The organism is Lactococcus sp. DD01 (assembly GCF_001578715.1).
Taxonomy (GTDB): Bacteria; Bacillota; Bacilli; order Lactobacillales; family Streptococcaceae; genus Lactococcus; species Lactococcus petauri.
Window position 1 is genome coordinate 113,929 of the sequence record NZ_KQ968939.1, and the last position, 12,923, is coordinate 126,851.

Here is a 12,923-nt window from a genome sequence, read left to right on the forward strand (position 1 = left end):
GGGGGGAAAGCATACTATTGATGGTGGTATCTGCTATATTTTTCATTCTATATATTTCAACCAAAATGAGTCCAATTGCAGCCTCGGCTTATAAAGATTACGATTTCACAATTACAGAAAATAATAATTAGTACATACCATAATATATAAAGATGTAAATTTAATTTAAAGGAGAACAGAATTGAATACTAATAAAATTTTACCAATAGGAACAATCATTTATCTAAAAGAAGGAACACAAAAAGTGATGATATTAAATCGCGGATCAGTGATTGAAGACAATGGGGAACAAGTTCTATTTGATTATTCAGGAGCGATTTATCCTGTAGGATTAAATCCTGAACAAGTACTTTATTTTAATAAAGAAGATATTGATAAAGTCATATTTGAAGGATACAGCGATGACGAAGAATTACGATTTGTACAACTTTATGAGAACTGGGAAATCAAAGAAGGTTCAAACCTTAAAAAAGGAAGAGGAGATTCATCAAAAGAGAGCACAGGTTTTGAATTCCAATAAAAATAATAGGTTAAACATAATTTAATGAGGGAGATAGTAAAAGCTATTTTTCTTTGAACTAAGAAGTTATAAAAATTAATATTCAAAATGAATGAATTTTGATAATAAAATTAGTAGAAGTTATTCTACTAATTACTAGTGATGATTCAAGAAGTCATTAGTAGTAATGAGTGGACAAACAAAAGGAAAGATTTATGAATGAAAAAATGAATAAAAACTTAAAAAAAATACGTTGGTTATCAATATTGACTTTAGTTGCTTGTATTCTCGTATTGGTGGGGACGTTAGCTTATCTGAGTACAAATAAAAAATCACAGGAGAAAGCGTCCAAACCGACGATTGCTCTTGTTAACGAAGATAAAGCCTCAAGTTTTAACAAGAAAGATTACAATTTTGGGAGGGATTTTGTCAATTTAGTATCAGGAGATACAAAGTACAACTGGCAAGTGGTTTCTCGTTCTGTCGCAGACCGCGCCTACTCAGATCAATCTGTTGATGCAGTTATCTATATCCCCCAATCGTTTTCACATGATATTTTGACTTTGCAGGATATTCAACCGATGCAATCAAAAGTAAATTATAAATTACAAGAGAACCAATCTGCTTTATCTCAAAATCTATTGAATGATAAGATTACAAATATTTTATATGACTTCAACCAAAATATTGTAAAAATGTACTATGCTTCTGTCGCAAGTAATATCTCAGAGGCTCAAAATAATATGAATGATGTTCTCAACAACCAAGGGAATGTCTTAACCAGTCTGTCTAAAAATATTTATGGTCCCTTTCAGACTACTAACCAAGGCTATTCAACGGTAATTTCAAGTGCCAACGGTCTCCAATCCATGAACAAGTCATGGATTGATGCCCAAAACAGTTTTACAAAATCTACGCAGTCCATGCTTAATGGTACAAGTAAAAGTTTTAACAATCAATTACCGACCCTACAAAAATACTTTGATACTCAGAAAAAAATTGCAGATATCAACGTAAAAAATGGGAATCAAGGCATTTCAGATCAGGCGGACAGTGATCAAGAAAATTACTTTAAGCAGTTTGACGCGTCCTATAAAAACACTCTGAATCACTTATCGAACTTCTCAGAAGAGGATGATAATAATGAAGCTGGCTTACTCAAAGAATTAAAAAACCAAGTTCAGGACTATAATGCTGTTATTACAGGTGTACATGATGACTTGTCAGAACAGATCAATACTCTCACAGAAAATAGAGAAAAATTGCTTTCTTTAGAAAGTGATTTATACCAACAATTTTTCGCTCAAAATAATCTGGAAGTGAACAATACAAACTTTGATCAGCTCGAAAATAAATATCAAAACGAAACAAATGCACGTCAAGCGCTCGCTCAAAAATTAGCCTCGTCTTTTGGACAAACGGATAATTTTTCATCAAAAGGATATGTTGAAAGCATTAATAATATCTTGAGTCAACTTGATTGGAGAGATGCCTCAAGCTATGACCCCCTTTTTAAAGCAATGGAGAAAAAGGGAGTAGATGTTTCCAAGTATAAAAATGAACTGGATTTGATTTACCGTTTTGGAAATGTTTCTGGAGCACAGTCAGCTGAAGCAAAATTTACAGATGCACCAAGTGATAATGTAACGAATCAAACTGTTCAAAAGACATTAGAGATAGTTGTTCCAGCAGGTAAGAACTACACTCTTCGTCCCATAGATGGAAATGATCGCATTACTTTTATAAGTTCGGCAGAAAGCAATGATGAAGCTTCGAGTAATGTTAATGGTAATGTGGTGGAGTTACATAATAAAGATCATGAGGTGACAAATAATGAGGGGATAACGAGTCAAGAAGAAAACAAAAAAGATGCAACCTTTACTGTTATCTATGATGTTACATTAGGCCAAAGTACACAGACAACCCTCTCTTTTGGCTGGGGTGAAAATAATACTATTGAATCCAAAACCACCTCTAACTTTACCTTGTACCCAGAAGATACAGTTTCGGAGTATTTAGGAGGTGAACACTTTGGAGAAATCGCACAACTTTTAAATAATATAGACACCGCTTCAAATCTTATAACCTGGTCATACGGGGCTCCTGGTTATAATATAGAAGATATGAGAGATAATCTTTCTATTTCTCCTACTCTAGAAGACTTTAAAAAATTGTCGGATCAATCTATTTATAGCCTCTATGGGAATATGGATTTGATACAATTAAAAACGCGACTGAGTCAAGAGGACGTGGAGAGCTTCAAACAGTCTGGCCATGAAAATATTGAAAAATTGATTCAAAGTATTAAAAGTTTGAATTCCAATTTAGAGAACTTAGATAAAGATAAAGAAATCTTGAGCAAGAATATGCCCAATGATATTTTTAATAAAAATATCAAAGATTTAGAGGACTGGTATAAAACCACTTTAACTTCAATTACCCAACAACATGATTCATGGAAAAAGAATGAAGAACAAACCTTGGCATTAAAATCTTGGGAAGAGTATAATTCAAACGATAAGGCACTTTATGAAGATAAAACTTCAAGTGAAGCGTTATACAAAACCATTTCTGAATTATCAACTTCGACAGCAAAAAGTGCGGAAGAAACATCTAAAAGCGCTCAGATGATTAAAGACAATGCGAATGAATTTAAGCAAATGGTGGAGAGTACGCAAGAAACGAAAAAATCTGCGGAGAAATTATTGAAGAATACAGATGACCTCCTAAAGGCAGGAGATGATTCTTTCAAGGAAAGTCAAGACTATAATGGTAATTTCAGCAAAGTACTTGCGAATACACGGGATCAAAAAGCAGATAAGAAGCAGTTGTTTAACTTCTTTGCACAGCCTTTAAGTATTGAAAATCTCACGAAAAAAATAAGCACGCTCTCACATAATTTTGACTGGCGTTGGCCAATTGTTTTAGCTTTAGGCGTTCTTCTTGGAGTTCTTGGATCAATGATTTCTCGCTTTCTTTCTCTCCGAAAAAAACTTTGATTACTATTGAGGCGTAAGATCATGTTCAATGTTAAGCTTTACTTTTCAATAAATAAAAAAACTTTGGAAATTGTACTTAGCCTATAATATTGTATAATGTATTTATAAAATGAAAAAGGAGAAGATAGTGAACGCAAATAACAGAGAACTCCAAAATTTTAGAGAATATAAAAACTATTCACGATATGAGATGGCTACGAAGTTAGAGTTTTCAAAGTCAATGTATGAGAAGATAGAATTGGGTTTTAGAAACCCGAGCTATAACTTTCTTTTGAAATTAAAAGAAAGTTTTCCTGATTTTGATATTAATCTATTATTTAGTTAAATGATAACTACGATACGATGATTTAATGGAAATGATTTTGAGGGCTAAGTAAAAACCACTGGTTGTAATTTTATCAACCAGTGTTTTTTTATTTTTTTGAAATGAAAGAAAACTGAAGAATTCGTGCAAGGCAAAAATTTTATGCTAGAGGAGCTTTCACTATAAAAATTGTAATTGGTAAAGTAAAAATATCAGAACAAACCAATCATTAAAAGTTGTGACAGAATGATGTTGCATCCCCAGTCAATTCCTTTACTTATTGTTTGTTCAACTTTTAATGAGCCAATGGTTATTCCAGAAGCGGGATATTTATATGGTCAGCATTTCCCTAACTATTCAGGAAAAGGGAAGGAAGCAGTCCAAGTAATATATAACTTGAACTTAGCAAGCTCTAGGGTAATCAATCTTTATCATGAGATGAAACTAAAAGGCAAAATTGGAATTATTCTAAATCTTACGCTTAACCTTAAGGTTAATGTTAAGGCGGAGAAACGATGAATTTTGAAGTAGATTTTGATAAAAAACAAAAGCAGAGTAAGCAAGAGTTATTTTTATCAGAAATTGAAACTTATGATGAAGAACAAACCCCTAGAATGAAAGCTAAAGGTTATATTTTTAAAGGATATGTAGAAAAAACTGTTTCCTTCACGTTTGGCACAATCACGTTTAAGCGTAAACGTTGGAAGAGAGGGGAAGAAAACGTTTATCCAGTTGATAAATACTTGGGAATAAAAAAGCGTCAACGTATCTCAGAAGGACTTTTACAAGAAATTGCAGTAAATCTTCCATTAATGACCTTCCGAGGTGTTACAGAAATCATGAATCAGAGGGATATAGAAATTAGCACTTGGGTAGTAGTTCAAGCACGTAGGTTTGTTTCTAATCTTTTGAAAGAGCGTGAAGAATATCGTTTTTATAGTGAGAAGGAGAATATTCCCCCAAAAATAAAGAGCCCAATTATCTATGTGGAAGCAGATGGATTGAGAATAAAAACTTGTTCACAAAAGGAAAAACGAAAAAATACAGATTTTTCGCATTACGTTGTTCATACAGGAAAGGACAAGGGAAAAATTCAAAATTTTCGGGAATTTTATTCTATAAGGTCTGCTCATGCAAAGCAACAAGTCATAGATCATATTTATAATCACTATGAGGTCACTCCAGACACTCTCCTTTATACACGCTCAGATGAAGGAACAGGATATACTGCACATATCTTTAAGGAATTCTGTAGTGACATAGGTATTTTGAAACACAATCATCACCACTTTTGGGATCGCTGGCATATCTTTAAGTATATTTCGGACCATACTGGTCGCATGGAACAAGAAATAAAAGAACTATTTAACCAATCTATAAGAGAACAAAATCGCGAAAAATTACACCTAGCTATAGACACAATGGAATCCAATGTAATTTTGGGGACAGAAGAACAACAAGAAGATTTCAGGATTTTTAAGAAAAGAATGCTTCACAATTACAAGTATTCAGCCACCTCAGGACAAAGGGGCCTTCTTTATAGAGATATTCCTGTGATAGAAGCCAATCATAAAAAAATTACGCATAGAATGAAACATAGAGGCATGTACTGGTCGCTCACAGGTTCACTTACAATGATTCACATTATCTTAATGAAGAGGAAAAATACCTTGGGGGAACTTTTTAATGGAGAGTGGCGTAAAAAATATTCGAAGTATAAAGAATATGATGAAATTTATCACTCTAGAGATATTATGAGTCGCTATAGAAAACAGGGAAGACAGGGACATTATGTCGATAAGAGACATCCGTCTCAAAAAATATAAAGAATAACAATCTAAACAAAAGAAAATCACATATTTAGTGATCGTTTTTTTGTACTTTGATTTCTTGCAAAAGCGTACCGAAAAGGATATAATGGGCTTAATAAAATAAAAAAGTTAGCATAAACAATAAATTTCTTTACGCAACAAGATAATTTATTTTTTTGAGGGGGTTTCCCAGTTTGCATAACACATCCTGCGCAATCATGCCTCTTGACAAACCGCAAAAATGTGCTATAATAGTCTTAAATAAAAAACTACTAGAAAGGAGCGTTCGTGAGGACGCTCCTTCTGTGTTGTTTTCTGAAAGGAGAAGAGATGTCAGAAACACTTGTAAAAACAGTAGAAGATTTCATCTTGCCTCACCTACCAGAAGAGTTTGAATTGATTGATGTTGAGTGGGAAAAACTTGGCGGAGATATGGTTTTGCGACTTTTGGTGGATAAGGCAGATGGCATTACGATTCAAGACACAGCCGATTTAAGTGAAATTCTTTCACCTTTGCTAGACACAATTTCGCCAGATCCATTTCCAACGGAAGGTTATATGCTTGAAGTTGCAAGCCCTGGTGCAGAACGTCCGCTTAAAAAAGCTGAACATTTTCAAAGTGCCATTGGTGAGTACATTCTTGTAAAACTTTATCAAAAAATTGAAGGCGAAAAAGAATTTGTTGGAGATTTGGTGAAGTTTGAGGACAACACCTTAACTGTAGAATATATGGATAAAGCCCGTAAGAAAACAGTTGAAATTCCAGCAGATAAGATTTCAAAAGCAACAACTTTAGTGAAGTTGTAAGAAATTCTAAATGCTCTGAGAGTAAGTCTCTCAACCGAAATAATAAAAAGAAAATATTTTCCAAAAAACTCAAGAAAGAGGAAAAAACAAAATGAGCAAGGAAATGCTTAACGCCTTTACAATGCTAGAAGAAGAAAAAGGCATTAAACAAGAGATTGTTATCGAAGCAATTGAGCAAGCAATCACAGCTGCTTACAAGCGCCAATATGGTCAAGCACAAAATGTGAAAGTTATTTTCGATGAGAAAAAAGGAAACTTCAATGTTTACTCAACACGTGAAATTGTGGATGAAGTCTTTGATAGCCGTCTTGAAATCTCACTTGAAGATGCCCAAGAATTAAACCCGCATTATGAAATTGGCGACAAAATCATGTTTGAAGAAAAACCAAAAGATTTTGCACGTACAGCAGCGGGAGCAGCTAAACAAGTTATCATGCAAAAAATGCGTGAAGAAGAACGTACAATCATTTACAATGAATACAGCCGTTATAAAGATGAAATCATCATGGGTACCGTTGAAAAAGTTGATGCGCGTGCAGTTTACGTTAACTTGGGTCGTGTGGATGCACTTTTGACAGCCAAAGACCGTATCAGTCAAGAAAATTATCACGTTGGTGACAAAGTGAAAGTTTATGTGACTGACGTACTTTTGACACCAAAAGGGACACGTGTCTTCATCAGCCGTACAGCGCCAGATATGCTTAAACGTATGTTTGAAAAAGAAATCCCTGAAGTTTACGATGGAACAGTAGAAATCAAATCTGTTGCGCGTGATGCAGGTGATCGTGCGAAAGTCATTGTCGAAAGTCATGATGAAAACGTCGATGCTATCGGTACAATGGTTGGTGCAAAAGGTGCACGTATTCAAGGTATTATCCGTGAGCTTGCGGGTGAAAAAATGGATATCATCGAATACAATGCCGACAAAGCAACCTTGATTGCCAACGCACTTAAACCAGCTCGTATCGAGCAAGTGGCTATCCGTGAAGACGGTTCAGCAATTGCAGTCGTTGCTCAAGATCAATTATCCTTAGCAATCGGTAAACGTGGACAAAATGTACGTCTTGCTGCACACGTTACAAACTGTAAGATTGATATCAAGTCCGAAGAAGATTTCCAAAAGGAAATGGCGGAGCTTGATGCACTTGTTGAAGAAGTAGATGAAATTGTAGAAGAAGTTGCTGAAACTGTTTCAGAAGAAGCAACAACTGAAGAATAGGCCTATGAAACAAAAAAAGACTCCCATGAGAAAGTCTGTAGTTTCTGGTGAGCAAATCGCTAAACGTGATCTTTTACGTATTGCTTTTAACAAAGAGGGGCAAATCTCCATTGACCCGACAGGTAAGGCACATGGCCGTGGTGCTTATATTGCCTTATCAAATGAAGAAGCACAGCTCGCTAAGAAGAGACATGTCTTTGATCGTACTTTCAGTACAAAAATCTCAGACGAATTTTATGACGAACTGATCAGTTATGTTGAACACCAAGTTGCACGCCGTGAATTAGCAGAAGCTACTTATTCGGCAGACTTGGCACCGGACTAAGACTAATATGAATAATACAAAAAAAGTATTGAATTTACTCGGTCTTGCTAAACGTGCAGGAAAAGTCATCACAGGGGAAGAACTTGTGGTTAAAGCCATTCAAAATGGCAAAGCCAGTTTAGTTTTTGTTGCCCATGATGCGTCAGAGAATTTGATCAAAAAAATCACCGATAAATCGAGTTACTATGAGGTAAGCGTCTTACAAACGTTCTCAGTAAATGAACTTTCAGTAGCAATTGGTGCTAATCGAAAAGTGTTAGCCATTGCTGATGATGGATTTGCAAAGAAAATGGAGAGCCTTATGACTAACTAAAAAATAAGGAGGACAACATTGTCTGATAAAAAACGAATTAATCAAATCGCAAAAGAAACAGGATTGAAAAATGCTGATCTTGTGTCAGCTGCACAAGAATTGGGCTTGGCTGTTAAAGCTCACTCAAGTTCAGTCACAGATGCTGAAGCAGAAAAAATCATTGCACGTGTGAAATCAGGAACTACTGCAGCAGAAAAAACAGCTGCTCTAGCAAAAGATACCCAGCCAAAAGCGAAAACATCAAAGAAAAAAGATGACGCGCCACGCACCTTTGCAGGAAAAGCAGTGGTTGAAGATCCTGCCATCTTGGCACGTATTAAAGCTAAAGAAGAAGCAGAAAAAGCCGCAAAGGTTGAAGCTGAAGTAAAGGCTGAACCAAAAGTGGAAGAAGTTAAAACAGTAAAACAAGAAAAAACAGCGCCAAAAGTAGAGAAGAAATCAGAAGCTCCAGCTCCAGCAGCGAAAAAGCAAGAAGAAAAAACTACTGAGCCAGTGAAAGAAGAACCTAAAAAAGCATTGGATAAAAAACCAAGGATTCAAATCAAAGTCGTAAAACGCGCAGAAGATATCAAAAAAGAAGCAGCGAAAAAAGATGCTGCTCGTCAAGAACGTCGTCAAAATGATTGCCGTAACAATGACAATCGTCGCGGTGGACAAGGTCGCAATCAAAATGACAATCGTCGCAATAATGATAACCAAAATCGTGGCGGCAATAAATTTGAGAGTAAACCCTCAACAGAAGTATTTACAGCACCTGCTACTTCCGGTAAAAACAATAACCGCCGTGATCGTGACCGCAAGAAAAACGAACACGACAAATCTTCAGATGGTCGTCGCCCAGGCGGACCATTGCGTGTAAATGATAACCGTAATCAAGTACGTAATGCACGTAACTCAAACTGGAATCAAAAAGGTCGCCGTGGAGGTAAAAACCAACAATCTGCCGCACCAGTATCTACTCGTAAATATCATGAATTACCAGAATCAGTGGAATATGCTGAAGGAATGAACGTTCAAGATATTGCAAAAGCAATCAAACGTGAACCAGCTGAGATCATCAAAAAACTTTTCATGATGGGAACAATGGTTAATCAAAACCAATCTCTTGATGAAGATACTTTGGAATTAATCCTTATGGATTATGGTATTACTCCAGTTAAAAAAGTGGAAGAAGACCAATCTGATATTGAACGTCTTTTCGTTGAAGAAGGTTACCTTAACGAAGAAAACATGGTAGAACGTCCAGCTGTTGTTACAATCATGGGTCACGTTGACCATGGTAAAACAACCTTGCTTGACCGTTTCCGTGAATCTCGTGTCACTGAAGGTGAAGCTGGTGGTATCACACAACATATCGGTGCTTATCAAATCAAAACTGGAGATAAGAAAATCACTTTCTTGGACACACCAGGGCACGAAGCATTCACAAGCATGCGTGCACGTGGTGCCTCAGTAACCGATATTACAATCTTGGTTGTTGCTGCTGATGATGGTGTTATGCCACAAACGATTGAAGCTATCAATCACTCAAAAGCTGCTGGTGTACCAATCATCGTTGCCATTAACAAAATTGATAAACCAGGTGCAAACCCACAGCGTGTAATTCAAGAATTAGCTGAACATGGTGTTATGTCACAAGCTTGGGGCGGTGAATCTGAATTTGTTGAAATCTCAGCTAAATTCAATCAAAATCTTGATGCTCTTTTGGAAACTGTTTTGCTTGTTGCTGAAATGCAAGAACTTAAAGCAGACCCAACTGTCCGTGCTATTGGTACAGTTGTTGAAGCACGTCTTGACCAAGGACGTGGTGCTATTGCAACACTCTTGGTACAACAAGGTACACTTCACGTTCAAGACCCAATCGTTGTTGGTAACACATATGGTCGTGTACGTACGATGACAAATGACTTGGGTCGTCGTATTAAAGAAGCTTTGCCATCAACACCAGTCGAATTGACAGGTCTCTCTGATGTGCCTCAAGCTGGTGATCATTTCGCCGTCTTTGAAGATGAAAAATCTGCACGTGCAGCTGGTGAAGAACGTGCCAAACGTGCCCAATTGATTAAACGTCAAAGCACACGTCGTGTAAGTCTTGATAACCTCTTTGATACACTTAAAGAAGGTCAAGTTAAAACAGTTAACATCATCATCAAGGCTGATGTACAAGGTACAGCTGAAGCGATGGCTGCTTCCTTACAAAAAATTGATGTTGAAGGTGTAAAAGTTGATATCGTTCACGCGGCAGTTGGTGCGATTAGTGAATCAGACGTTTCATTAGCAGCAGCTTCAAATGCGATTATCATCGGTTTCAATGTTCGTCCAACGGGACTTGCACGTGAGCAAGCGGAGCATGAAGATGTAGATATTCGTCTTCACAGCATCATCTATAAAGTTATCGAAGAAATCGAAACAGCCATGCGTGGTATGCTGGATCCAGAATACAAAGAAGAAATTATCGGTGAAGCGATTGTCCGTGAAACATTCAACGTTTCTAAAGTTGGTACAATTGCCGGATTTATGGTTATCCGTGGTAAAGTTCAACGTGATGCCAGCGTTCGAGTTATTCGTGACGGTGTAGTTATCCATGATGGAGCTATCGCTAGCTTGAAACATTACAAAGATGATGTTAAAGAAGTCGGTAATGCACAAGAAGGTGGTTTGATGGTAGAAAACTACAACGACATTCTTGTTGACGATACATTTGAAGTTTATAAAATGGTTGAAATCAAGCGTTAAAATTTAAAATGTTTGAGGAAAAATAAAAAAGGAGAATGATTATGGGCACTTCCTTCCGCAGTGATCGTGTGGCTGTCGAAATCCAACGTGAAATCAATGATATTTTGCGTCATAAGATTCGAGATCCCCGCGTTCAAGATGTGAATATTACAGATGTTCAAGTGACAGGTGATTTGAGTCAAGCAACAGTTTATTACAGCTTGCTGTCTAACCTTGCCAGTGACAATGAAAAAGCTAAAAAAGGTCTGGAAAAAGCTACAGGTCTTGTTAAACGTGAGTTAGCACAACGTATGACCATGTATCGTATCCCGGATTTGAAGTTTGCCAAAGATGAATCTGTCGAATATGGTTCAAAAATCGATGAACTTCTCCGTAATTTGGATAAACCAGAATATTAATAAAAAAAATAAGCACTCATCATTGAGGCTTATTTTTTTATTATATAGTCTGCAAAAATGAGGGGACTGTGCTATAATACTCATGGCAAAATGCTAAAAGTCGCACTTGTATGTGCAAAGCAGGTTATTGTGTTAAAATCAAATTAAAAAGTATAATGAGGAAAAATATTATGGCAGAAAAAGAACATACTGGCATGGGATCCGTGATTGCAGCCCTTGGTGCCAATGTACTAGTGGCAATAAGTAAGTTTGTAGGTTATGCCTTAAGTGGTAGTGCGGCAATGCTCAACGAAAGCATACACAGTTTAGTTGACTGTGGAAATCAAGTTTTGTTGCTTTTTGGTGATAAGCGTGCTAAAAGAGCACAAAGCCAGGTCCATCCTTTTGGAGAAGCGCGTGCAAAATACTTTTTTAGCATGTTGGTCGCTACTTTCCTGTTTTTTGGTGGTGGCGTTATTGGTGTAATGGAGGCTTATGACAAACTAGTCCACCCTGCTCATGAGGTCAATAATCCTTTGCTTCTGATTGCTATCTTACTCTTTGGCATGATTATAGAGGGCAGTTCACTTCGCGTTGCTTTTAAAGAAATTAAAGAGCTCAATACCGAAAAATTATCCTTGTTTAGATTTTTGCATGAGAGCCGACACAGTGAGATTTTAGTTATCTTTGCGGAGGATTTCTGTGCCATTATTGGTTTAATGTTAGCACTTGGAGGAACAGTTCTCACTTTTCTTACAGGGAACCCCATGTATGATGCTCTGTCCGGAATCTTGATTGGTTTATTGCTTATGGCAGCAGCAGTCTTTTTGGTGCGAGAGTTCTATAGTTTAATTGTTGGTGAAAGTGTCACTGCTTCAGATTTAGAAAAAATAACACGTAGCTTTATTCGTGAAACAGTTAAACAGTTGATTGATATCAAGACAATCCACATCGGTCCAACTGAAATTCTAATTGCGGCAAAGATTGATATTCCAGCAGAGTATGAAGCACACAGCTATGAAATTATTAATGCAATCGAAAAAGATATTCGAAAAGCACTGCCGGACAAAAAGTCTTACATATATATCGAAGTCGATGAATTTGATAATAATTATCAGCATTAAAGCGAGTAATTATCAATAAATTGGAGACTAACGATTGCGTTTTTATAATTTATCTGATATATTATGTTTATGAAACAACACTGGATGGACAAAATTGCAGATAAATTATATATTGACGGTGTTCATCCATTGGTTATCTTGATGGTGTGGGAAATTGCCTTGATTGCAATTTTATTTGTGATTATTGCATTATTTGTTGCTGAAATACCGAATGTTTTATCTCATATAAATTTTAAATACTGACTGACACTAAAAAGCGATTTTTTGAAATGAAGATTGATACAAGATAAAAGAGCGAATCCTTAGAGGAAGCTTTTTTATTTTATAAAAATACAAAAAGATTGCTTGTACAGGAAAAATAAACCGTTTTTGTGCTATAATGAACGAAGTATTATTAAACAAATGAGGA

Annotated in this window: 12 protein-coding genes and 1 pseudogene; all 13 read left to right on the forward strand. The window is 36.2% G+C overall.

Going from position 1 to position 12,923, the window contains the following annotated elements:
- Window positions 1-181: 181 nt before the first annotated feature.
- Entirely contained in the window at window positions 182-520 is a 339-nt protein-coding gene (locus LACDD01_RS00540) for a DUF4176 domain-containing protein (RefSeq protein WP_255357161.1), read from the forward strand.
- 194 nt (window positions 521-714) lie between these two features.
- Entirely contained in the window at window positions 715-3,498 is a 2,784-nt protein-coding gene (gene esaA / locus LACDD01_RS00545) for a type VII secretion protein EsaA (RefSeq protein ID WP_061412589.1), read from the forward strand.
- A 109-nt stretch (window positions 3,499-3,607) separates the two neighbouring features.
- Window positions 3,608-3,823, forward strand: coding sequence for a helix-turn-helix domain-containing protein (locus LACDD01_RS12590; RefSeq protein ID WP_061412592.1), 216 nt, complete (start codon window positions 3,608-3,610; stop codon window positions 3,821-3,823).
- A 267-nt stretch (window positions 3,824-4,090) separates the two neighbouring features.
- A pseudogene (locus LACDD01_RS00555) lies at window positions 4,091-4,282 on the forward strand (family 1 glycosylhydrolase); the annotation flags it as partial.
- A 35-nt stretch (window positions 4,283-4,317) separates the two neighbouring features.
- A complete protein-coding gene (locus LACDD01_RS11405; protein WP_082779239.1) occupies window positions 4,318-5,628 on the forward strand; it encodes a UPF0236 family transposase-like protein in 1,311 nt (436 codons plus the stop codon).
- A 315-nt stretch (window positions 5,629-5,943) separates the two neighbouring features.
- On the forward strand, window positions 5,944-6,420 hold the full coding sequence (rimP, locus tag LACDD01_RS00565; protein ID WP_019293047.1) for a ribosome maturation factor RimP: 477 nt from the start codon (window positions 5,944-5,946) through the stop codon (window positions 6,418-6,420).
- Between the two features lie 91 nt (window positions 6,421-6,511).
- On the forward strand, window positions 6,512-7,639 hold the full coding sequence (gene nusA, locus LACDD01_RS00570) for a transcription termination factor NusA (protein ID WP_004256172.1): 1,128 nt from the start codon (window positions 6,512-6,514) through the stop codon (window positions 7,637-7,639).
- Between the two features lie 4 nt (window positions 7,640-7,643).
- Window positions 7,644-7,964, forward strand: a complete 321-nt coding sequence (gene rnpM, locus LACDD01_RS00575; protein WP_004256176.1) for an RNase P modulator RnpM — start codon at window positions 7,644-7,646, stop codon at window positions 7,962-7,964.
- Window positions 7,965-7,971: 7 nt separating this feature from the next.
- Entirely contained in the window at window positions 7,972-8,277 is a 306-nt protein-coding gene (locus tag LACDD01_RS00580; protein WP_004256177.1) for a YlxQ-related RNA-binding protein, read from the forward strand.
- Window positions 8,278-8,295: 18 nt separating this feature from the next.
- Window positions 8,296-11,013, forward strand: a complete 2,718-nt coding sequence (gene infB, locus LACDD01_RS00585) for a translation initiation factor IF-2 (protein WP_061412598.1) — start codon at window positions 8,296-8,298, stop codon at window positions 11,011-11,013.
- A gap of 41 nt (window positions 11,014-11,054) precedes the next feature.
- On the forward strand, window positions 11,055-11,411 hold the full coding sequence (gene rbfA, locus LACDD01_RS00590) for a 30S ribosome-binding factor RbfA (RefSeq protein ID WP_003135548.1): 357 nt from the start codon (window positions 11,055-11,057) through the stop codon (window positions 11,409-11,411).
- A 170-nt stretch (window positions 11,412-11,581) separates the two neighbouring features.
- The gene (locus LACDD01_RS00595) at window positions 11,582-12,514 is read left to right on the forward strand and encodes a cation diffusion facilitator family transporter (RefSeq protein WP_061412601.1); all 933 of its coding nucleotides are present in this window, start codon (window positions 11,582-11,584) and stop codon (window positions 12,512-12,514) included.
- A 69-nt stretch (window positions 12,515-12,583) separates the two neighbouring features.
- Window positions 12,584-12,757, forward strand: coding sequence for a hypothetical protein (locus LACDD01_RS11750; RefSeq protein ID WP_153925191.1), 174 nt, complete (start codon window positions 12,584-12,586; stop codon window positions 12,755-12,757).
- The last annotated feature ends 166 nt before the right edge of the window (window positions 12,758-12,923 follow it).

What these genes read in the sequence shown, in the direction of transcription:
- rbfA (WP_003135548.1), top strand. Translation starts at nt 11,055, where the DNA reads ATGGGCACTTCCTTCCGCAGTGATCGTGTGGCTGTCGAAATCCAACGT.
- nusA (WP_004256172.1), top strand. Translation starts at nt 6,512, where the DNA reads ATGAGCAAGGAAATGCTTAACGCCTTTACAATGCTAGAAGAAGAAAAA.
- LACDD01_RS12590 (WP_061412592.1), top strand. Translation starts at nt 3,608, where the DNA reads ATGAAAAAGGAGAAGATAGTGAACGCAAATAACAGAGAACTCCAAAAT.
- rnpM (WP_004256176.1), top strand. Translation starts at nt 7,644, where the DNA reads ATGAAACAAAAAAAGACTCCCATGAGAAAGTCTGTAGTTTCTGGTGAG.
- rimP (WP_019293047.1), top strand. Translation starts at nt 5,944, where the DNA reads ATGTCAGAAACACTTGTAAAAACAGTAGAAGATTTCATCTTGCCTCAC.
- LACDD01_RS11405 (WP_082779239.1), top strand. Translation starts at nt 4,318, where the DNA reads ATGAATTTTGAAGTAGATTTTGATAAAAAACAAAAGCAGAGTAAGCAA.
- LACDD01_RS00595 (WP_061412601.1), top strand. Translation starts at nt 11,582, where the DNA reads ATGGCAGAAAAAGAACATACTGGCATGGGATCCGTGATTGCAGCCCTT.
- LACDD01_RS00580 (WP_004256177.1), top strand. Translation starts at nt 7,972, where the DNA reads ATGAATAATACAAAAAAAGTATTGAATTTACTCGGTCTTGCTAAACGT.
- esaA (WP_061412589.1), top strand. Translation starts at nt 715, where the DNA reads ATGAATGAAAAAATGAATAAAAACTTAAAAAAAATACGTTGGTTATCA.
- LACDD01_RS11750 (WP_153925191.1), top strand. Translation starts at nt 12,584, where the DNA reads ATGAAACAACACTGGATGGACAAAATTGCAGATAAATTATATATTGAC.